23 protein-coding genes and 1 CRISPR repeat array are annotated in these 21,523 nt (G+C 35.5%); of the genes, 21 read left to right on the top strand and 2 right to left on the bottom strand.

Going from position 1 to position 21,523, the window contains the following annotated elements; genetic code table 11:
• The first annotated feature begins 192 nt into the window (after window positions 1-192).
• The 12 genes from cas1 to IGM13_RS07810 all read left to right on the top strand — a co-directional run bounded on the left by cas1 (window position 193) and on the right by IGM13_RS07810 (window position 10,841).
• Window positions 193-1,113: a type II CRISPR-associated endonuclease Cas1 gene (cas1, locus tag IGM13_RS07865; protein ID WP_065420854.1), complete on the top strand. Its 921-nt coding sequence runs from the start codon at window positions 193-195 to the stop codon at window positions 1,111-1,113.
• 20 nt (window positions 1,114-1,133) lie between these two features.
• Window positions 1,134-1,433: a CRISPR-associated endonuclease Cas2 gene (gene cas2, locus IGM13_RS07860; RefSeq protein WP_002420124.1), complete on the top strand. Its 300-nt coding sequence runs from the start codon at window positions 1,134-1,136 to the stop codon at window positions 1,431-1,433.
• The gene (gene csn2-St, locus IGM13_RS07855; protein WP_002420125.1) at window positions 1,433-2,491 is read left to right on the top strand and encodes a CRISPR-associated protein Csn2-St; all 1,059 of its coding nucleotides are present in this window, start codon (window positions 1,433-1,435) and stop codon (window positions 2,489-2,491) included. The genes cas2 and csn2-St overlap by 1 nt, the downstream gene beginning before the upstream one ends.
• A 77-nt stretch (window positions 2,492-2,568) precedes the next feature.
• Window positions 2,569-2,934: a CRISPR direct-repeat array (repeat unit 36 nt; unit sequence GTTTTTGTACTCTCAATAATTTCTTATCAGTAAAAC).
• A 273-nt stretch (window positions 2,935-3,207) separates the two neighbouring features.
• Window positions 3,208-4,062: a phosphate ABC transporter substrate-binding protein PstS gene (locus IGM13_RS07850; RefSeq protein ID WP_002357298.1), complete on the top strand. Its 855-nt coding sequence runs from the start codon at window positions 3,208-3,210 to the stop codon at window positions 4,060-4,062.
• Window positions 4,063-4,184: 122 nt separating this feature from the next.
• The gene (gene pstC / locus IGM13_RS07845; protein ID WP_002357299.1) at window positions 4,185-5,105 is read left to right on the top strand and encodes a phosphate ABC transporter permease subunit PstC; all 921 of its coding nucleotides are present in this window, start codon (window positions 4,185-4,187) and stop codon (window positions 5,103-5,105) included.
• A complete protein-coding gene (gene pstA, locus IGM13_RS07840) occupies window positions 5,105-5,989 on the top strand; it encodes a phosphate ABC transporter permease PstA (protein ID WP_002357300.1) in 885 nt (294 codons plus the stop codon). The genes pstC and pstA overlap by 1 nt, the downstream gene beginning before the upstream one ends.
• 16 nt (window positions 5,990-6,005) lie before the next feature.
• On the top strand, window positions 6,006-6,815 hold the full coding sequence (gene pstB, locus IGM13_RS07835) for a phosphate ABC transporter ATP-binding protein PstB (RefSeq protein WP_002420128.1): 810 nt from the start codon (window positions 6,006-6,008) through the stop codon (window positions 6,813-6,815).
• A gap of 10 nt (window positions 6,816-6,825) precedes the next feature.
• Complete coding sequence (gene pstB / locus IGM13_RS07830) at window positions 6,826-7,584, top strand: phosphate ABC transporter ATP-binding protein PstB (RefSeq protein ID WP_002357303.1); 759 nt, start codon at window positions 6,826-6,828, stop codon at window positions 7,582-7,584.
• Between the two features lie 14 nt (window positions 7,585-7,598).
• Window positions 7,599-8,276: a phosphate signaling complex protein PhoU gene (gene phoU, locus IGM13_RS07825; protein ID WP_002357304.1), complete on the top strand. Its 678-nt coding sequence runs from the start codon at window positions 7,599-7,601 to the stop codon at window positions 8,274-8,276.
• Window positions 8,277-8,485: 209 nt separating this feature from the next.
• Entirely contained in the window at window positions 8,486-10,087 is a 1,602-nt protein-coding gene (gene liaX / locus IGM13_RS07820) for a daptomycin-sensing surface protein LiaX (protein WP_002360155.1), read from the top strand.
• Between the two features lie 74 nt (window positions 10,088-10,161).
• Complete coding sequence (locus IGM13_RS07815; protein ID WP_002357306.1) at window positions 10,162-10,485, top strand: PspC domain-containing protein; 324 nt, start codon at window positions 10,162-10,164, stop codon at window positions 10,483-10,485.
• Window positions 10,485-10,841: a phage holin family protein gene (locus tag IGM13_RS07810; RefSeq protein WP_002357307.1), complete on the top strand. Its 357-nt coding sequence runs from the start codon at window positions 10,485-10,487 to the stop codon at window positions 10,839-10,841. The genes IGM13_RS07815 and IGM13_RS07810 overlap by 1 nt, the downstream gene beginning before the upstream one ends.
• A 34-nt stretch (window positions 10,842-10,875) precedes the next feature.
• Here the strand turns inward: IGM13_RS07810 and IGM13_RS07805 are convergent, their stop codons facing one another.
• Window positions 10,876-11,838 (bottom strand): GIY-YIG nuclease family protein, encoded by a 963-nt coding sequence (locus IGM13_RS07805; protein ID WP_002420130.1) that lies wholly within the window; start codon window positions 11,836-11,838, stop codon window positions 10,876-10,878.
• Between the two features lie 209 nt (window positions 11,839-12,047).
• Between IGM13_RS07805 and hprK the strand changes: the two genes are divergently transcribed.
• The 6 genes from hprK to IGM13_RS07775 all read left to right on the top strand — a co-directional run bounded on the left by hprK (window position 12,048) and on the right by IGM13_RS07775 (window position 17,045).
• Complete coding sequence (gene hprK, locus IGM13_RS07800; RefSeq protein WP_002357309.1) at window positions 12,048-12,983, top strand: HPr(Ser) kinase/phosphatase; 936 nt, start codon at window positions 12,048-12,050, stop codon at window positions 12,981-12,983.
• A 17-nt stretch (window positions 12,984-13,000) separates the two neighbouring features.
• Window positions 13,001-13,834: a prolipoprotein diacylglyceryl transferase gene (gene lgt, locus IGM13_RS07795; RefSeq protein WP_002408908.1), complete on the top strand. Its 834-nt coding sequence runs from the start codon at window positions 13,001-13,003 to the stop codon at window positions 13,832-13,834.
• A 68-nt stretch (window positions 13,835-13,902) separates the two neighbouring features.
• Window positions 13,903-14,925 carry an NAD(P)H-dependent glycerol-3-phosphate dehydrogenase gene (locus IGM13_RS07790; RefSeq protein WP_002357312.1) on the top strand — a complete coding sequence of 341 codons (1,023 nt, stop codon included), beginning with the start codon at window positions 13,903-13,905 and terminating at the stop codon, window positions 14,923-14,925.
• Between the two features lie 11 nt (window positions 14,926-14,936).
• Entirely contained in the window at window positions 14,937-15,833 is an 897-nt protein-coding gene (galU, locus tag IGM13_RS07785) for a UTP--glucose-1-phosphate uridylyltransferase GalU (protein ID WP_002357314.1), read from the top strand.
• Window positions 15,834-16,010: 177 nt separating this feature from the next.
• Window positions 16,011-16,442 carry a DUF948 domain-containing protein gene (locus IGM13_RS07780; protein ID WP_002357316.1) on the top strand — a complete coding sequence of 144 codons (432 nt, stop codon included), beginning with the start codon at window positions 16,011-16,013 and terminating at the stop codon, window positions 16,440-16,442.
• Window positions 16,443-16,457: 15 nt separating this feature from the next.
• Window positions 16,458-17,045, top strand: coding sequence for a YtxH domain-containing protein (locus IGM13_RS07775; protein WP_010715256.1), 588 nt, complete (start codon window positions 16,458-16,460; stop codon window positions 17,043-17,045).
• A gap of 120 nt (window positions 17,046-17,165) precedes the next feature.
• Here IGM13_RS07775 and IGM13_RS07770 read toward each other — a convergent pair whose 3' ends face one another.
• Window positions 17,166-18,269: an aminopeptidase P family protein gene (locus IGM13_RS07770; RefSeq protein WP_002408910.1), complete on the bottom strand. Its 1,104-nt coding sequence runs from the start codon at window positions 18,267-18,269 to the stop codon at window positions 17,166-17,168.
• Between the two features lie 214 nt (window positions 18,270-18,483).
• Between IGM13_RS07770 and ccpA the strand changes: the two genes are divergently transcribed.
• The 3 genes from ccpA (at window position 18,484) to IGM13_RS07755 (ending at window position 21,477) form a co-directional block, all read left to right on the top strand.
• Window positions 18,484-19,485: a catabolite control protein A gene (gene ccpA / locus IGM13_RS07765; protein ID WP_002357319.1), complete on the top strand. Its 1,002-nt coding sequence runs from the start codon at window positions 18,484-18,486 to the stop codon at window positions 19,483-19,485.
• Between the two features lie 206 nt (window positions 19,486-19,691).
• On the top strand, window positions 19,692-20,384 hold the full coding sequence (locus IGM13_RS07760) for an ATP-binding cassette domain-containing protein (protein ID WP_002420131.1): 693 nt from the start codon (window positions 19,692-19,694) through the stop codon (window positions 20,382-20,384).
• The gene (locus IGM13_RS07755) at window positions 20,377-21,477 is read left to right on the top strand and encodes an ABC transporter permease (RefSeq protein WP_002420132.1); all 1,101 of its coding nucleotides are present in this window, start codon (window positions 20,377-20,379) and stop codon (window positions 21,475-21,477) included. Before IGM13_RS07760 ends, IGM13_RS07755 begins: the two co-directional genes overlap by 8 nt.
• Window positions 21,478-21,523: the final 46 nt, after the last annotated feature.

The following is a 21,523-nucleotide window of genomic DNA, read 5'->3' as shown; positions in this document are numbered from 1 at the left end:
AAAAAGAAAAGGGTTGCATGATTAGCGTTTTTGTAGTAATCTTTAATTGTAGTCGACGGACTACCGTGTTTGACGAAACACGTCTTTAATAATTTTACTGATAAGAAATTATTGAGAATCTACAAAAATAAGGCATCTTGCCGAATTTACCGCCCTACATATGTAGGGCGGTTTTTTATTAAAAAGGAGGAAATGTTGTTGGGATTTCGAACAGTTTTTGTAAAAAATGGTGAGAAATTAAAAGTAAAGTTAGATAATTTAGAAGTGATAAAAGAAGGGAATACATATGTCATTCCTTTGACAGATATTGAAAGTGTAATTTTAGAAGGCGACCAGACAGTTATCACTACACGGTTACTAGCGAAGTTCGCACAACATCATATTGATACCGTGATTTGTGATAATACGTTCATGCCTGTAGGTGTTTTTCTTGGTATTGGTCAGTATCATCGCAGTGCGAAACGAGCAATCTGGCAAAGTAATTGGAAAGAAGAACAGAAACAAGTAGCATGGTGCGAAATCGTAACACAAAAAATTCAGAATCAAATTGCAGTTGCGAAATATTTAGGAACAGATTCAGAACGAGTGGAAGTCTTAGAAAAACTTAGTGAAGGAATTTTACCAGGGGATACAACGAATCGTGAAGGACATGTTGCAAAAGTATATTTTCATTCATTGTATGGTGTGGGTTTTACTCGTGAAGAAGAGTGCTTACCGAATGCCTGTATGAATTATGGCTATGCAGTTATTCGTGCACAAATGGCCCGTTGCGTGGTAGCGTTAGGATTATTACCGATGTTAGGGATTTTCCATAAAAATGAATATAATTCGTTTAACCTAGTTGATGACTTAATAGAACCTTTTCGTCCATTAATGGATTGGTATATTCATCAAACGATATTGAAAAAGAATGAAAAGTATTTAACCTATCATAGTCGTTTAACCTTGGTGGAATTTTTACATCAAAAGATTAAGGTGAAAAACAAAAAAATTTATATGAACCAAGCAATGTCTGAATATGTGGCTGCTTTTGTGAAAGCAATGGAAACAGGTGATTTTGAAAGCGTTCAGAAAATTCATTTGGTAAATATGTTGGAGTGTGAGGGGAAGTGAGTTTAGGAGTCGTGCGATTAATGTGTTTATTTGATTTACCTTTTGAAACGAAACAGGAGCAGAAAGAATACCGAATTTTTAGAAAAAATTTACTGGAAAATGGATTTATTATGTTGCAGTATTCTATTTATTATCGGAGTTTGCCCAATCGTAGTGCGTTAAAAAAATATGAAACAATTTTAAAGAGAAAAGTACCACGTTCAGGGAATGTGCGATTGTTGTATGTTTCAGAAATTCAGTTTCAAGATATGCTATTATTGGCGGGCAGTCGTAGTCATCAAGAAGAAGTAGTTGGTGTTCGCCGCTTGGTGGTGATTTAATGAAACAAATTCGTTTGGAATATCAGTATCAACAATTTATTGAATTTTCTTTGGAAGATTATGTATTTTTTTATGGAGGAGAAAATCAATGGCGTCGTAAAATATTACGGACATTAAAACGGTTTGCGAAACAAAAAGCGTTAAGTGACTTAGAAGAATCAGTCTATGGAGATAACGGTATTGAAATTTTTTTAGAAGAAAAAAAGTTAAAGGCAAAGAGTATTGATTTTTACTTTTTAGAGGACAATACAAGTATTTTTCAACAAATGAATTTTATCAAAGGTACGTTACTTCATCAGGAATTACTTTATTTACAAGATGATTTTGATATTACAAATCAAATGAGCAATTTAAATGATCAGTTGTTAAAACTAGAAAATTTAATGAATGATAAATTAAATAATTATTTAACGAATATTGAACCGCATTTTTTAGAAATGAATTTTCAGGATATTTTGAAGTATTCGTTGTCATTAAACTATTTAGAAAATGGCCTATCGTTGCCTCTAGAAATGATGGATACAGGGGAATTGTTGGCTGAATTTATTTATCTCTTGCAACGGAGTATCAGCCGAAGAGAACAGCCTGTCTGGCTTGTTATTACAAATCCAGAAAGTTTTTTGGAGATGGAATCAATTCATTATCTCTTTCAGCAGTTAAAGAAATTGGCTCAAGAAACAAAGCAGTTGAAGTTTTTTATTTTTAGTAATAGAAGCTTACCTTTACCGTATACGGAGGAAGATGTTGAGAAAACGATTTTGTTATATGATAAGTATCAGCAGTTGCCAGTTTTTGATGTTTTTCGTCAAAGTATCGAGCGACATTATCCAGATCAACTCTCTTGGACAAATCAACAACTAATTGATGCTTTTTATCGAGTCTGTCATTTTGTTGGGGATCAGTATACAAAAAATTATCTTTTACCTAAAGATATGATATTATTAAAATTGTTGAAGGAATTGCTAGATGACAATAGTGAGTGTGTCGAGACGTCGATGGAAAAGCTCACTGTGTTGGAAGAACAATATTTTCGCGAACGGTTATTGCGGAAAGATTGAGTCTGGAATTTTAACCGCGTAAAGTTATATTTTTTATCAAAAGGATTATTAATGAGATTTCAAATTTTAAATTTGAGGTTTTTGTACTCTCAATAATTTCTTATCAGTAAAACCATTAGATTTTGAACATGGAGCTAGTCCTGGTTTTTGTACTCTCAATAATTTCTTATCAGTAAAACAATAAATTCAAATTTTCTCGAACTTCTGGCGTTTTTGTACTCTCAATAATTTCTTATCAGTAAAACTGGAGCAGGTACTGTTTCGTCTGTAAATGGGTTTTTGTACTCTCAATAATTTCTTATCAGTAAAACAAAATGATTGTAAGGAAAACTTTGATTAGTGTTTTTGTACTCTCAATAATTTCTTATCAGTAAAACAGAAGCAAAAGAGAACATGATTGCCGTTTGGTTTTTGTACTCTCAATAATTTCTTATCAGTAAAACAATAAGGAAGTAGGTTGGATGTACGAACTCGCTTTTATACTCCCAATAATTTTCAAAAAAGCCATCCCCACTAAATTCTTAAATATAGTCATCTTTCTAGCATAATTATTTGTATCTGAAGCAACAGCCAAATTGGCTTCTTCAGATACTTTTTGTTATTTAATTTAAGAGTTTTCTCAGTTGTACCAACAAATTGATAACTTATAATTTTCAAGTCCTACATATAATGGTAAAATAGAATGGATTGAAATTAATTGGAGGAATAATGAATCGATGAAAAAAAGATTGCTATTATTTATTGGTTTGGCAAGTATACTTACTTTGACAGGATGTGCAAAATGGATTGATCGTGGTGAATCCATCACAGCGGTAGGCTCATCAGCTTTACAACCATTAGTAGAGACAGCGAGTGAGGAATATCAAAGCCAAAATCCGGGAAGATTTATTAATGTCCAAGGTGGCGGAAGCGGAACAGGTCTGAGTCAAGTCCAATCTGGCGCGGTAGACATTGGTAATTCTGATTTATTTGCAGAAGAGAAAAAGGGCATCAAAGCGGAAGACTTAATTGATCATAAAGTTGCTGTTGTTGGGATTACACCAATCGTTAACAAAAATGTCGGTGTCAAAGATATCTCAATGGAAAATTTAAAGAAAATCTTTTTAGGTGAAGTAACAAACTGGAAAGAACTTGGCGGAAAAGATCAAAAAATTGTTATTTTGAATAGAGCGGCCGGTAGTGGTACGCGTGCGACTTTTGAAAAGTGGGTCTTGGGAGATAAAACAGCCATTCGTGCGCAAGAACAAGATTCCAGTGGCATGGTTCGTTCCATTGTTTCTGATACACCAGGAGCGATTAGTTATACCGCATTTTCATATGTTACTGATGAAGTAGCTACGTTAAGTATTGATGGTGTTCAGCCAACAGATGAAAATGTAATGAACAATAAATGGATTATTTGGTCTTATGAACACATGTACACTCGTAAAAATCCAAGTGATTTAACCAAAGAGTTTTTAGACTTTATGTTGTCAGATGATATCCAAGAACGTGTGATTGGTCAATTAGGGTATATTCCTGTTTCGAAAATGGAAATTGAACGGGATTGGCAAGGAAATGTCATTAAATAATTCTCTTAACACAAAATTTACAAACTTAACATAAAATTTACATGTTATTAAAAACAAATTGATGTAAAAAAGGTACACTATTTTTATCTGTAAAAGTTGGATTGTTTGAGGAGGAAATATTCTTGGAAGATGTACAGAAAAAATTATTAACAAAATCGAAAAGAGCCAAGATGGAGCAACGAGGGAAATTTATTAGTTTCCTATGTATTGCCTTAATTGTAGCAGTGGTTGTTTCAATTTTCTATTTTGTTGCAAGTAAAGGACTTGCTACATTCTTTAAAGATAAGATTAACGTGTTTGATTTCTTATTTGGAACAAACTGGAACCCAAGTGATATCGGCGCAGACGGTAAACCCATGGTTGGGGCTTTACCAATGATTGCGGGTTCCTTTATTGTAACGTTTTTGTCAGCGATTGTTGCGACGCCATTTGCGATTGGAGCGGCTGTTTTTATGACAGAAATTTCACCTAAAAAAGGAGCGAAATTTTTACAACCAGTTATTGAATTACTTGTAGGGATTCCCTCTGTTGTTTATGGATTTATTGGTTTATCTGTCATTGTTCCTTTTGTCCGTTCAATCTTTGGCGGAACTGGCTTCGGTATTTTAGCTGGTACATTTGTACTATTTGTTATGATTTTACCAACGGTCACTACAATGACCGTGGATGCGCTAAAAGCTGTACCTAGACATTATCGTGAAGCGTCGTTGGCGCTTGGTGCTACGCGTTGGCAAACGATTTATAAAGTTGTCTTGCGGGCAGCTGTGCCTGGTATTTTAACTGCGGTTGTCTTTGGTATGGCTCGTGCGTTTGGTGAAGCCTTAGCAATCCAAATGGTAATCGGAAATGCAGCTGTGATGCCAACTAGTTTGACAACACCAGCTTCGACACTAACAAGTATTTTGACAATGGGGATTGGGAATACAATTATGGGAACAGTTGAAAACAACGTTCTTTGGTCTTTAGCCTTGATTCTATTGTTGATGTCTTTACTATTCAACATTGTTATCCGAATTATCGGTAAGAGAGGAGCCTTAAAATAATGAATGCAAAAAAAGCAGATAAAATCGCAACAGGTATCTTATATGCCGTATCTGGCGTCATTGTTTTAATTTTGGCGGCCTTACTGATTTACATTTTAGCTAGAGGAATTCCACATATTTCGTGGGAATTTTTAACACAACCATCCAGAGCGTATCAAGTTGGTGGTGGGATTGGTATTCAGCTTTTCAATTCACTATATTTACTATTGATTACAATGATTATTAGTATTCCAATTTCATTAGGTGCTGGAATTTACTTATCGGAATATGCGAAAAAGAATTGGTTAACTGATTTAATTCGTACCTCGATTGAAATTTTAAGTTCATTGCCTTCCGTTGTTGTGGGGCTGTTCGGCTTCTTGATTTTCGTTGTACAAATCGGATATGGCTTTTCAATCTTATCAGGTGCGTTAGCATTAACATTTTTTAACTTACCATTATTGACTAGAAATGTTGAGGAATCTTTGAAAGCCATTCATTATACACAGCGTGAAGCGGGGTTAGCCTTAGGTCTTTCACGTTGGGAAACAGTTAAAAAAGTTATTTTGCCAGAAGCGTTACCAGGAATTTTGACAGGGGTTATTTTGAGTTCTGGTCGGATTTTCGGTGAAGCCGCTGCGCTAATTTATACAGCAGGACAAAGCGCACCTGCCTTAGATTTCAGTAATTGGAATCCGTTGAGCGTTTCAAGTCCAATTAGTATTTTCCGTCAAGCGGAAACGTTGGCTGTGCATATTTGGAAAATTAATACTGAAGGTACGATGCCAGATGGCGCTGCGGTCTCAGCAGGTGCCTCCGCTGTGTTAATTTTAGTAGTTTTACTTTTCAATTTCGGCGCTCGTTTTATCGGCAACCGTCTTTATAAGAGAATGACATCAGCTTAATGTTAGGGGAATTAACATGAAAGAATACAATTTAAATGATACCCATTTACTTCAACTAGATAGCCAAAAAGACCCAATTGCGTTACACACGGAAGACTTACATGTCTTTTACGGGGACAATGAGGCTATCAAAGGTGTTGATTTACAATTTGAAAAGAACAAAATAACCGCCTTAATTGGACCTTCTGGTTGCGGTAAATCCACGTATTTACGTTCGCTAAATCGTATGAACGATGGCATTGCCAATACACGTGTTACTGGAAAAATCATGTATAAAGATGTCGATGTCAATACGAAAGAAGTGGACGTCTACGAAATGAGAAAACGCATTGGCATGGTTTTTCAGCGGCCCAATCCATTTAGTAAATCTATCTATGAAAATATCACATTCGCATTGAAACAGCATGGTGAAAAGGATAAGAAAAAATTAGATGAAATCGTTGAAACAAGTTTGAAGCAAGCCGCACTTTGGGATCAAGTGAAAGATAACTTAAACAAAAGCGCCTTGGCTCTTTCTGGTGGGCAACAACAACGTTTGTGTATCGCTCGGGCAATTGCGATGAAACCAGATATTCTATTGTTAGATGAACCGGCAAGCGCGTTAGATCCGATTTCAACAGGAACGGTTGAAGAAACGTTAGTGAATTTAAAAGATGATTACACGATCATCATTGTGACACATAACATGCAACAAGCGGCGCGGATTAGTGACTATACAGCTTTCTTCTATATGGGCAAAGTCATTGAATACGACCATACAAGAAAAATCTTTACACGACCAAAAATTCAAGCAACGGAAGACTACGTTTCAGGACATTTTGGTTAGGAGGAGCAAGATGGGCAAAGAAATTATTTCATCAAAAGATTTACATTTATATTACGGGAAAAAAGAAGCATTGAAAGGCATTGATTTAACTTTTAATCAAGGAGAATTAACTGCCATGATTGGTCCTTCTGGTTGCGGGAAATCAACGTATTTACGTTGCTTGAATCGTATGAATGATTTAATCCCAGACGTAACTATTACTGGAAGTGTTGTCTATAAAGGAAAAGATATTTATGGACCGAAAACAGATAACGTTGAATTACGTAAAGAAATTGGCATGGTTTTCCAACAGCCTAATCCATTTCCATTTTCAGTTTATGAAAATGTGATTTATGGCTTGCGCCTAAAAGGAGTCAAAGACAAGCAAGTCTTAGATGAAGCAGTTGAAACCAGTTTGAAAGCTGCTGCCGTTTGGGAGGATGTCAAAGATAAACTTCACAAAAGTGCACTTTCACTTTCTGGTGGACAACAACAGCGGGTTTGTATCGCTCGTGTGTTAGCTGTGGAACCAGATATTATTTTATTAGATGAACCAACTAGCGCCTTGGACCCAGTTTCTAGTGGTAAAATTGAAAACATGCTGTTAACATTAAAAGAGAAATATACCATGATTATGGTGACACATAATATGTCACAAGCATCACGGATTTCTGATAAAACGGCCTTCTTTTTACAAGGTGATTTAATTGAATTTAATGACACGAAAAAAGTATTTTTAAATCCAAAAGAAAAACAAACAGAAGATTACATTTCTGGTAAATTTGGTTAAAAGGGGGAAAAAGAATGTTACGGACACAATTTGAAGAAGAACTATTGAATCTGCACAATCAATTTTATGAAATGGGTATGATGGTTAGTAGTGCCGTCCATAAATCCGTGAAGGCATATATTAATCATGATAAAAAATTAGCTCAAGAAGTGATTGATCGCGATATTGAAATCAATGATATGGAAGTCAAACTTGAGAAAAAGAGTTTTGAAATGATTGCGTTACAACAACCAGTGACAACAGACTTACGTATGATTATCACTGTTATGAAAGCTAGTTCGGATTTAGAAAGAATGGCGGACCATGCCGTTTCAATTGCTAAATCAACGATTCGCTTAAAAGGAGAAACACGTATTCCTGAAATTGAAAAAGAAATTTCAGATATGTCTGATTATGTGAAAAAAATGGTGGATAATGTTTTAATCGCCTATGTTAAAACGGATCAAAAAGATGCACGAATGATTGCACAAATGGATGATCGTACTAATGAATATTTCGATAGTATTTACAAACATGCCGTAGAAGCAATGAAAGCTAATCCAGAAACGGTTATTAGCGGAACTGATTATCTACATGTGGCACAATACTTGGAAAGAATTGGCGACTATGTCACAAATATTTGTGAGTGGATTGTTTACTTGGCAACTGGTAAAATTACCGAATTGAATAGTAATCGTGACGAACAATTTTAAGATAAACAAATAAAAAAAACTAGGAGACGGCCTTTTTTAGACCAATTCCTAGTTTTTTTAACGTAAAATGAACTGATTTTATAAAACTAGTCCTTACTAATGAGAAGAAATCGTTCTTAAGTCCTATGACAAATGATCAAAAACAAGGCATAATAATGCATGTAAGGAAAACACTATTGAGTGAAAAATTTGCTAAGGAGGCAATATCCATGAAAGAAAGAGAACGCGTATTAGAATTAGTGAAAAAAGGTATTCTAACGTCAGAAGAAGCGTTAATTTTATTAGAAAATATGGCAACTGAAAAAGATGAAAAACAAATCGAAAAAGCTGCTGAAAAAGTCGATACACAAAATATTGGAACAACAAATAAAGAAGATCAAGTCGCAGATTTAATGGATGCATTAGAAAAAGGCGAATCAGAAGGACCTACTGTTGATTCGTTTGAAGAAAATACACAGGACAGTGCAGAAAAAGATCGTGAAAACTTAGAAAGAATTCTTGATGAGTTAGCAACAAAAGCCAATCGCGCTTCGGCTGAATTGGACGAAGTCAACGCAGAAATTGCCGGCATCAAAGAAGAAATTAAAGAAGTCGCAGAAGAAATTGGAACATTAGATACAAAAGAAGAATTAGATGCATTAACAGAAGATGAACAAGTCCAACGAAAAGACTTGCACGTTTTACTTGCACAATTAGAAGAAAAATTAGCGACTCAAAGTACTGAAAAAACAGCATTGGAAGAAGAACTAAAAAACATTCGCAAAGAACAATGGAAGGGTCAATGGAATGATACAAAAGAAAAAGTTTCTTCTCAATTCTCTGAAGAGTGGAAAGATCAAGCCACAGACACCTTTAACCAAGTCGGCGGCAAAGTTGCCGAAGTTGGCGGCCAAGTGGGAGAATTCTTGAAAAAAACATTTAATTCTTTCAGTGATACCATGAATGATAATGTGGAATGGAAAGACATTAAAATGAAAGTTCCTGGTGTGGCAACAACTAAGTTTGAACATGAGTTTAATTATCCAAATCCACAAGCAAGTTTAATTGATGTCAAGGTAGCAAATGGTACCGTGGTTTTCAAAACTTGGGATCAAGAAGATGTGAAAGTCGAAGCAAAAATCAAATTATATGGTAAAATGGCAGGAGATTCACCAATGGAAGCTTTCTTAGAACGAAGTGACATTGATGTGGATGACGAAACAATTTCTTTCCAAGTGCCAAACAAACGGGTGAAAGCAGATTTAACGTTCTATTTACCAAAACGCACTTACGATCATGTATCTGTTAAATTATTAAACGGAAATGTCTTAGTAGAAGAGTTAACAGCGAAAGATGTTTACACAAAATCAACGAATGGGACGATTACGTTTAAAAAAATTGATGCAACTATGTTAGAAATTGAAGGCGTGAATGGTGAAATTAAAGTCCTAGAAGGAACAATTTTAGATAACATTATTGAAACAGTCAATGGTGATGTGTCTATTTCCGCGGCACCAGAAAGTCTAAGTGTTTCTCTGATTAATGGAGATATCCGCATTACAGCTAAAGAAAAAACGCTTCGCCGTGTTGAAGCAAGCTCTGCAAATGGGAATATCAAGTTGGCCTTGCCAAATGACTTAGGCGTTGAAGGGCAAGTGAAAACTAATTTAGGTAGTATTAACAGCCGTTTAACAGATATTGAAGTTGTTCGTGAAAAGAAAGATCGCGGCAATCAACAATTACATTTTAGACGTGTACTGGAAGAATCAATGGCTCAAATTAATGCTTCTACAACAACGGGAAGTATTTTCCTAAAAGATACGGATAAATAATTAATAATTTTAAGCTAGATGGGCTGACGAATCAGCCTTTCTAGTGTAAAATTTAGTAGACGAGGTGAAAACATATGAAAAGAAAACTAACAAAATCTCCGAATAACGTGGTTTTAACAGGAAGCTTAGCTGGGATTGCTGATTGGCTAGGAATTGACCCAACAATTATTCGTGTCGTTTATGTCTTGCTCAGCTTTTTCTCAGCAGGATTTCCAGGCATTCTCTTATACATTGCCTTAGCAGTCTTGATCCCTTCTGGAAGAACAGGAAGTGATCGCGGCTACGGCCATCAAAATCCTTATAATAGAAATGTTCGCAATGAAAATCCTTATGCTGCCAATAAAAAGCAACGTAAAGAAGCGGAAAAAATTGATGATGACGAATGGAGTGACTTTTAATGACATATTTTCAGCGATTGGTTGTTAATACACTGACATTCATTTCTTTATCAGTTGTTTTTCCTGGCATGATTCATGTGAGAGGCATAATGCCTGCAATTATTGCCGCCTTTGTTCTCTCAATCCTAAATATGTTGGTGAAACCAGTCTTAACAATCTTGTCGCTCCCATTTACTTTATTAACGTTTGGTCTATTTAGCTTTGTTGTCAATGCAGCGATTTTACAAATGACCTCGTTTTTTGTGGGGGAAATGAACTTTGGCTTCTCAAGTTTTTGGGCAGCGGTGCTAATGGCTGTAATTATGTCAATTGTCAATACGATCGTTACGGATCACAATTTATCTAAATATGAATAAAAAAGCCTGAAGAACGTAGCATAAAATGCGTTCTTCAGGCTTTTTCGATGGTTAAATTTTCTAGGTGACATTCTGGATGGCAGCTGATATAGCCATATAAAATGTTTAAAAAATCAACTTGTTGCTTCGAATAATGTTCGATTGTTTTCGGTGGTTTTTTGGGCATAATTTTTTTTGCTAGTTCAAGCGGTGAATATTTTTGAAACGTTTGTTTAGTTACAACACGTGTTGCTACCACCAAGCCTTGGTAAATTAAATAGTATTTGATTTTTTTCTGACAAGGTAACCACATCAGTTGCCAATCTCTTTGGTTAGCTTGACTAATTCGTTGATTTTGGTTTGCAAAGCGCGTCAAAAAGAGCCAATCTTCTTTGAGTTTTGCTGCTTTTTCGAAGGCTTGTTTTTCAGCAGCTTCTTGCATTTGTTGAGCAATTCGTTTGATTGGTTCTCGTCCTTGATTATGGAAAAAGTCGAACAATTCTTGTTGAAATAGTTCGGTCGGAATGGCACTCTCTTTTTGAAAGGTTTGATGCCAATAGTTGGTTGGGACGAGATCGTAGATACTATCCAAAATTATTTTTAAACGGTTTAATTTTCGACGAATCGAATAAGGACCAAAACAGTTCTCTTTAGTGGGCATATTTAAGAGTTTAATCTCTAATTGCCGCTCATTAACGGCTACTGATACATAAGAATATTGTTCATAAGCATTCATTTGGCGATTATAGCGCGGCCGGTACTGTTGAATCAGTTGACATTCTAGGAGGAGCGCATCCAATTCTGTGTCAGTATGGAGAACATCGAAGTCTATAATTTGTTTGACTAAGCGCATCGTCTTTCGAGAATGTTGATGACTATTAATAAAATAGCTCGACACGCGATTTTTCAATTTTTTGGCTTTGCCCACATAAATAATTGTGTCGGTTGCGTCTTTCATTAAATAAACACCAGGCGTTAACGGTAATTGATGGGATTTTTCCTTTAAATATTCTTTCATAAGTTTCCTCTTTTCTTAAAAGGATCGGCTTCAAGTATACAAAGTTTTCTGAAATAGTCAAGTAACAGAAATAGCATAGATAATTTCACTGAAAAATAGTTTCATTTTTTTGAAATATGATAATTCTAGGAATTATCTAGTGAATAGCTAGAAACTTGTATTTTTAAATGATAAAATATAACAAGTAGCAGAAAGGACTGACATTCGATATGACAGAAGTGGTAAAGATTTATCAACTGGTAGAAAATCTTTCTTTAGAAGTAGTCTACGGAGATGAAGAAAGCTTAAATAGAACAATTAAAACTGGTGAAATTTCCCGGCCAGGCTTAGAATTAACTGGGTATTTTAATTATTATTCCCATGATCGTTTACAATTATTTGGGAGCAAAGAAATTACCTTTGCGGAACGAATGATGCCTGAAGAGCGTTTATTAGTGATGCGCCGTTTATGTGCGAAAGATACTCCAGCCTTTATAGTATCCAGAGGACTAGAAATCCCCGAAGAATTGATTACAGCAGCAAAAGAAAATGGGGTTTCTGTGTTACGTTCACCGATTTCAACTTCCCGTTTATTAGGGGAACTATCCAGTTATTTAGATGGTCGCTTAGCTGTTCGGACAAGTGTCCATGGGGTTTTAGTTGATGTTTATGGACTTGGTGTTTTGATTCAAGGAGATAGCGGTATTGGTAAAAGTGAAACAGCTTTAGAGCTTATTAAACGTGGCCATCGGCTAATCGCAGACGATCGTGTCGATGTTTATCAGCAAGATGAATTAACCGTGGTGGGAGAGCCACCAAAAATTTTGCAGCATTTAATTGAAATTCGTGGTATCGGGATTATTGACGTCATGAACCTGTTTGGAGCTAGTGCGGTCCGCGGCTTTATGCAAGTTCAATTGGTCGTTTATTTAGAGGCATGGGAAAAAGACAAGAAATATGATCGCCTCGGTAGTGATGATGCAATGGTTGAAATAGCTAACGTTGATGTCCCTCAGATTCGTATTCCTGTTAAGACCGGCCGAAATGTGGCCATTATTATTGAAGTGGCAGCAATGAACTTCCGCGCGAAAACAATGGGCTATGATGCAACAAAAACGTTTGAAGAGCGCTTAACCCGTTTAATTGAAGAAAATTCAGGAGAATAGAAGGAGAAGATGTGATGATGTTAGCTCAAGTGAATTCAATTGCATTTCGCCTTTTCGGTATTCCCGTCTATTGGTATGCAATTATTATTGTTTCAGGGATTGCTTTAGCTGTTTGGCTAAGTAGTCGTGAAGCCGTTCGTGTTGGTTTAAAAGAAGATGATGTCTTTGACTTTATGCTCTGGGGATTACCAGCAGCAATTGTTGGCGCGCGCTTGTATTACGTCGCTTTTCAATGGCAGGATTACGTAGACAATCCGATTGAAATTTTCTTTACTCGAAATGGTGGCTTAGCGATTTATGGTGGTCTTATTGGTGGGGGACTGGCGCTGTTTTTCTTTACGCGTCATCGTTTCATTTCTACATGGACTTTTTTAGATATTGCCGCACCAAGTGTGATTTTAGCGCAAGCAATTGGTCGCTGGGGCAACTTTATGAATCATGAAGCCTATGGGCCAGCGACCACCAGACAATTTTTAGAAAATCTCCATTTACCAACGTTTATCATTGATAACATGAATATCAACGGAACGTATCATCAGCCAACATTTTTATATGAATCTGTCTGGAATGTTTTAGGCTTTATCGTTTTATTGTTATTACGCAAAAAGCCACACTTTTTAAAAGAAGGCGAAGTCTTTTTAGGTTATATAATATGGTATTCTTTCGGCCGTTTCTTCATCGAAGGCTTACGGATGGACAGTTTGTATGCGTTTAGTAACATTCGTGTCTCACAATTGTTGTCTTTAGTGATGTTCGTGGCAGCAATTGTTATTGTGATTGTTCGTAGAAGGAATCCCAATTTGAAATTTTACAATCGGGAGAAACAAAAGAAAAAAATAACAACTTCTTAATCCAACTTGATCGAAGAATATGGTAAACTAGAGAAGTAACGTTGTTTAGCGAAAGGAGAGTTTCACCGATGAAACAAAAAGTCGCTGTTTTAGGTCCAGGCTCCTGGGGGACAGCTTTAGCTCAAGTATTAGCCGAAAATGGACACGAGGTCTGTATTTGGGGAAATAAACCAGAGCAAATCGATGAAATAAATACAAAACACACCAACAAACATTATTTACCAGAATTAATCTTACCTACTTCAATTCAGGCAACCACTGATTTAGCCACTGCTTTAGTAGATGTTGATGCGGTACTGTTTGTGGTACCAACTAAAGCCATTCGTTCAGTAGCACAAGAAGTGGCCCAACATTTAAAAACAAAACCAATTATTATTCATGCAAGTAAAGGGCTCGAGCAAGGTACACATAAGCGGATTTCAGAAGTGATAGCAGAAGAGATTCCAGCAGAAAAACGGCAAGGGATTGTGGTTTTATCTGGTCCAAGCCATGCAGAAGAAGTCGCTGTTCATGACATTACAACCATTACAGCAGCAAGCGAAAATTTAGCAGACGCTGTGTATGTGCAAGAGTTGTTTATGAATGATTACTTTAGAATTTATACGAATGATGATGTGATTGGTGTAGAAACAGGGGCGGCCTTAAAAAATATTATTGCTTTGGGCGCCGGAGCGATTCATGGCTTAGGCTTTGGTGATAATGCCAAAGCGGCAATTATGACTCGTGGTTTAGCAGAAATTAGTCGTTTAGGGGTTGCGATGGGAGCAAACCCATTAACATTTATTGGTTTAAGTGGTGTTGGGGATTTAATTGTTACTTGTACAAGTGTCCATTCTCGAAATTGGCGTGCGGGTAATTTATTAGGAAAAGGTCATAAGTTAGATGAAGTCTTAGAAAACATGGGCATGATTGTGGAAGGTGTTTCAACAACTAAAGCAGCCTATGAATTGGCACAACAACTAGAAGTCGAAATGCCAATCACAGAAACAATCTACAATGTCTTGTACAATGACGAAGATGTACAACAAGCAGCAAAAGAAATCATGTTGCGCGATGGCAAAACCGAAAACGAATTTACACTTGATTTTTAGGAGGAAAAAAGATGAAAGTTAAAAAGGCAGTTATTCCAGCAGCTGGGTTAGGAACACGTTTCTTGCCGGCTACTAAAGCGATGGCAAAAGAAATGTTACCGATTGTTGATAAACCAACGATTCAATTTATTGTAGAAGAAGCACTAGCTTCAGGAATCGAAGATATTTTAATTGTGACAGGTAAAGCCAAACGTCCGATTGAAGATCATTTCGATTCAAATGTTGAATTAGAAAATAATTTAAAAGAAAAAAATAAAACCGATTTATTGAAATTAGTCGAAGAAACAACGGATGTTAATTTACATTTTATTCGTCAATCCCATCCGAAAGGCTTAGGACACGCTGTTTTACAAGCGAAAGCATTTGTTGGCAATGAACCTTTTGTCGTGATGTTAGGCGACGATTTAATGGAAGATAAAGTGCCATTAACGAAACAATTAATGGATGATTACGAACAAACACATGCTTCGACAATTGCGGTAATGAAAGTACCCCATGAAGATACTTCAAAATATGGTATTATCAATCCAGAAAAAGAAATCGAAAAAGGACTATACAATGTCGAGAACTTTGTTGAAAAACCAAAACCTGAGGAAGCACCAAGTGATTTAGCGATTATCGGCCGTTATTTATTAACCCCTGAAATTTTTGATGTACTTGAAAATCAAAAACCAGGCGCTGGTAACGAAATTCAGTTAACAGATGCGATTGACACTTTAAATAAAACACAACGCGTTTTTGCTCGTGAGTTTAAAGGAGAACGTTACGACGTTGGTGATAAATTTGGGTTTATGAAAACAAGCATTGAATATGGTTTGACTCATCCAGAAGTAAAAGATAATTTACGAGAATACATTATTAATTTAGGTGCTCAATTAGCGAAAAAAGAGCAACCAAAAGAAAAATAAATAAAAATAAGCGTAAAATTTCAATTCGTTAGAAGGAAATTTTACGCTTATTTTCTTAAAGAAAAGGGTATGAGAATTTTATAAAATAAATTGTCATTCTTAGCTTTATGAGTTGTGAAAAATATAAGTTGGTGTTATCCTAAGATTATAAATAAAATTTCAGAGGGGAGTAATGATATGTCAGGTGGGGAAATTGCTGCCTTAATTGCAGCGGTAGCATTTGTTGTTTTAGTCATCTTTTTAGTACTTGTGTTATATAAAGTTTCTCAAGTTGTTTCAAAAATTGAAGATACAATTGATGAAACAAATACAACAATCAAAGTCGTGACTAGCGATGTGAATGTATTGAGTCGCCAAGTGGAAGGCTTGCTTGTTAAAAGTAATGAACTATTGACAGATGTGAATCAAAAAGTAGCAACGATTGATCCGTTGTTTACGGCCGTTGCTGATTTAAGCGAAAGTGTCTCTGAATTGAACACCTCAAGTAAACATTTGATTACGAAGGTAGGAACCGTAGGGAAAGGCACAGCGAAAGCTGGTTTAGTGAGTAAAGTAGGCGGTTCTGCTTTTAGAGCAATGCGTTCAAAAAATAAAAAAACAAATAACTAATTGGAGGAGATTTTTATGGCTAAAAAAGGCGGATTTTTCTTAGGAGCAGTAATTGGTGGAACAGCAGCAGCCGTTGCCGCATTATTACTTGCACCAAAATCAGGTAAAGAATTACGTGATGATTTATCAAATCAAACAGATGATTTAAAAAACAAAGCGCAAGATTACACAGATTATGCTGTTCAAAAAGGAACAGAATTAACAGAAATCGCAAAACAAAAAGCCGGCGTTTTATCAGATCAAGCCTCTGATTTGGCAGGTTCTGTCAAAGAAAAAACAAAAGATTCATTAGATAAGGCACAAGGTGTTTCTGGCGACATGCTTGATAACTTTAAAAAACAAACAGGTGATTTATCTGATCAATTTAAAAAAGCAGCTGACGATGCTCAAGATCACGCGGAAGATTTAGGTGAAATCGCCGAAGATGCAGCAGAAGATATCTATATTGACGTTAAAGATTCTGCGGCAGCGGCCAAAGAAACTGTTTCTGCTGGTGTCGGTGAAGCAAAAGAAGCCACCAAAGATGTTCCTGAAAAAGCTGCAGAAGCAAAAGAAGATGTTAAAGATGCAGCGAAAGACGTAAAAAAAGAATTTAAAGGGTAATAAGCGTTTAGTTCATGAAAGCTAGCAACATATCGCGCTGCTTTTGTTCAGCGGCTTGCCTTAAAATTTAGAAATGAGGCCATCAGTCCGGTTGACTGATAGCCTCATTTTATTTTTATGCTATTGAATAATTTGCAATTCTTTAGTTGTCTTAGTGAATGGTTCGGAACCTGTTTTGGTTACGTGTAAACAATCTTCAATACGAACGCCTACTTTTCCAGGAATGTAAATACCGGGCTCAATAGAGAAACACATACCTTCTTCAATGACTAAATCATTGCCATGAACCAGCGATGGGTATTCATGGACAGTGGTTCCAATGCCATGGCCTAAGCGATGGTTAAAGTATTCACCATAACCAGCTTTTGTGATTACACCTCGAGCAATATCATCTAATTCGCCTGCTGTAACACCAGGTTTCACCGCTTCAGTTGCTGCTAATTGTGCTTCTAAAACAATTCCATAAATTTCTTTTTGGAAATCAGAAGGTTCCAAGTAGCTGACTGTTCGTGTGGCATCACTACAATAGCCATTATGAACGACACCTAAATCAAATAGCACTAAGTCATGGGGCTCAATTTTTGTTTCGCCAGGTACCCCGTGAGGACTAGCTCCGTTTTTTCCTGTTAAGACTAACGTATCAAAACTCATTGAGCGAATACCTTGACGTTTTAATTGATACTCGATTTCTGCAACAATTTCTTGTTCCGCAACGCCTGCTTGAATTGCTTTGAAGCCAATCTCAAAAGCGACATCCGCCCAACTACCAGCTTCTAGTAAACGTTGAATTTCAGGTTCTGTTTTAATTAATTGAAGTTTTTCAATTAAAGGCGTAACATCATGCGAAAAATCGCTAGCTGGGAAATAGGTTTTCAATTGATCGAAACGAGCTAAAGAAAGAGCTTGTTTTTCTAAAGCAAAGCGTGGCGTGCCTTGTGTTCGTTTATTTAACAATGCCGCAATTTTTTCCCAAGGATTTTCGCTATCTAAATAACCATAAACGGGATAAGTCCAACTACTATTTTCGGCATCTTCGACTTCTAATGCAGGTGTAAATAAAAATGATTGGTCGTCCGCAGCGATAAACAAAGCTAACACGCGTTCATGAGGTTCGCTTTCGTAACCGGAAAAGTAAGCGATATGACCAGGATCACTAATATAAGTGAAGTCAATCTTTTCTTGGTGCATCCAATTTTTTAAATCGGCAATTTTTTCTTGATTCATAAAACATCCTTCTTTCTTTTATTCTGAAGTGAATCACAGTACTATCATAACATGAAATGACAAAAAGTTCCTTTTGAAATGGAAAGTAAATTTTCATGAAAAAACGATAAAACGGTTGCAAAAATAGAAGAATTTTGATATTCTAGGCTAGGAAAGAAATGTAAACAGTGTTTTCAGAAAATGAGAACAAATTCATATTTATAGGAGAAGAAACATGGAAAAACAAACAATTACAATTTATGATGTTGCTAGAGAGGCAAATGTATCTATGGCTACTGTTTCTCGTGTTGTCAATGGTAATCCCAATGTAAAACCAGCAACGCGTAAAAAAGTCTTAGAAGTGATTGATCGCTTAGATTACCGTCCTAACGCAGTCGCACGTGGTTTAGCAAGTAAAAAAACGACAACAGTGGGTGTCATTATTCCAGATGTTAGTAATGCATTTTTTGCTTCATTAGCACGTGGCATTGACGACGTGGCTACAATGTATAAATATAATATCATTTTAGCTAATTCAGATGGAGACGATCAAAAAGAAGTTACTGTATTAAACAATTTACTTGCAAAGCAAGTAGATGGGATTATCTTTATGGGTCATCGCATTACAGATGATATTCGTGGTGAATTTTCACGTTCAAAAACACCTGTTGTCTTAGCAGGTTCAATTGATCCAGACGAACAAGTTGGTAGCGTTAATATTGATTACACAGAAGCAACGAAAGATGCAACAGCGACTCTAGCGAAAAATGGGAACAAAAAAATTGCTTTTGTTAGTGGTGCATTAATCGATCCAATTAATGGTCAAAACCGAATGAAAGGCTACAAAGAAGCCTTAGCGGAAAATGGCTTGTCTTATAATGAAGGCTTAGTTTTTGAATCTGAATATAAATTTAAAGCAGGGATTAATTTGGCTGAGCGTGTCCGTAATAGTGGGGCAACTGCTGCCTTTGTTACAGATGATGAGCTAGCGATTGGTTTATTAGATGGGATGCTAGATGCTGGTGTGAAAGTTCCAGAAGAATTTGAAATCATTACAAGCAATAACTCATTGCTTACAGAAGTCTCTCGTCCACGTCTATCAAGTATCACACAACCTTTATATGATATCGGTGCCGTGTCAATGCGCTTATTAACAAAACTAATGAACAAAGAAGAAATTGAAGAAAAAACAGTTGTTTTACCTTATGGAATTGATCAAAAAGGTTCAACAAAATAAGAGAAAATTCTATTAGAAATGCAAAAAAGTACAAGAAGAAATCATGAAAATGATTTCTTCTTGTGCTTTTTTTAATGAATTACTTCCTTGCATTCTGCTATTAATACACAGTAAGATCGAAAATTAAAATAAGATTAAGTTGATTAGAAAATCGGTCGGTAAAGCATTACTTATGGTATCTTTAGATTAAAAAAAGAGGTGTTTCTGTGAAGGTAAAAGAATTAACTGTCGAGTATGGTAATAGAACAATTATAGAAAATTTATCTATGCAAGCTGAATTTGGTGAAATAATTGGCTTAGTTGCTCCTAATGGAACTGGAAAAACCACGTTTTTTAAAGCTATATCTGGTTTAATCCCTAGAAAAAATGGAAATATTAGTTTAAATAAGATTGATTACAATAGTAGAGGTGCAACGTATTTAAAAGAACTATTTTTTCTTGAAAGTAGTAAAAATTTATATGATTATTTGACGCCGAAAGAACATCTTGAATATATTAAAGCCGCTTGGAAAAGTAATAGCGATATAGAGCATATTTTTGAACAATTAAAGATGAAAGAATATCAAAATAGAACAATAAAAAAATTATCGCTCGGAATGAAACAACATGTATTATTAGCGATGTATTTAGCAAGTGATGCAACAATACTTTTGTTAGATGAACCTTTTAATGGCTTGGATCCTACTAGTGTTAGTTTATTCATAATGTGCTTAAAAGAAATAGTTTCTAAAGATAAAATAGTTATTTTATCTTCTCATGATTTGTATAATGTTGAACACACATGTACACGTATTTTATTTATGAAAAATAAAAAGTTGGTTGAGAATGATCAACGTAACCTTTCTTTACGTGAACAATATGATAACTTATATTTAAGAGGAGAAGAGAGAAATGCTTAAGATAGAAACGATAAAAATATTGAAAGAGAAGAGTCTGTGGTTTGTGTTTGTAGCCTTTATTTTAATGTTAATTTATCCGTTACTAGCTCAACCCCAACAACTTTCTTTTAAAGAAATGCAATATGAAAACCGAATCAAAAATAACGAACAAGCGAAAGAAAAAATGAAAAATGAACCTGCAGCAAAAGAAACTTTAAATGAGATAGAAGATGAAAGTGAGCAATTAAGGAAAGCAATTAATGCCATCAAAATTGGTGATGAATGGGCTTTATTAGAAGCTGAGAAAAAATTGGAAGAAAGTAATTTAAACGCAATGTTAAAAGGAACGTTGTACAGTATACCAATTATTGAGCAACAAAAAAGAGTCAAAGAATTGCAATATTTATCTGAAAACAGGATCAAACAAGTGGATTCTTCTGAAGTTGCTAAAATGCCTGCTTTGAATTACCTAGGTTTTCTTTTATCGATGGATTTTCCATATACATTATTATTAATTATCCCTAGTTTAATGATTATAGCGCTCGCAACTTTAGAAAAAAGAAAAAATACTGTTTCTTTATGGAACGGCCTTCCCTTAAAACTATGGAAAAAATATTCTATTAAAATAAGTAGTATTTTGTTTACAGTCGGATTGGTTTCTTATCTGTCAATCTTTCTTTCTGTAATCAGTGCATTTTTCAAAAATGGTCTGGGAAACCCTGATTATCCAGTCGCGATTATTGAAAAGGGACAAAGTGTTACAATCATTTCTCTTTCTAACTATTTGTCGAGAAGCCTAATTATGTTTGGTATGCTGTTATTAGCATTGACAGTATTCAGTTTCTTGCTTTCACTGTTTACTGGAAATTTGATTGTTCATAGCTTGCTAATTGTTGGTGTGGTATTATCTTCAGGATTTAGCATGCTTTCCAATAAATTTTTCTTTACATCTTATATGAATTTTCCCAAAATTATTAATGGAGGAAATGGGTATGAGCCGATGGATGAGATAGGTCTCACATTTGATTTTTCTTTAAAGATGATAGTTGTCTATGTATTAATAAGTTTAATAGTATCTGCTATTGTTTTGAGAAACAGAAAAGGATTATTTTAGTTAAAATAGGTTGATTGCTGCATATTATTTCATTAAATGTAGGAGC

The organism is Enterococcus sp. DIV0561 (genome assembly GCF_050539875.1).
Lineage (GTDB): Bacteria > Bacillota > Bacilli > Lactobacillales > Enterococcaceae > Enterococcus > Enterococcus faecalis.
Note: the sequence above shows the minus strand (reverse complement) of the source record. Positions and strands in the feature narration are given on the sequence as shown.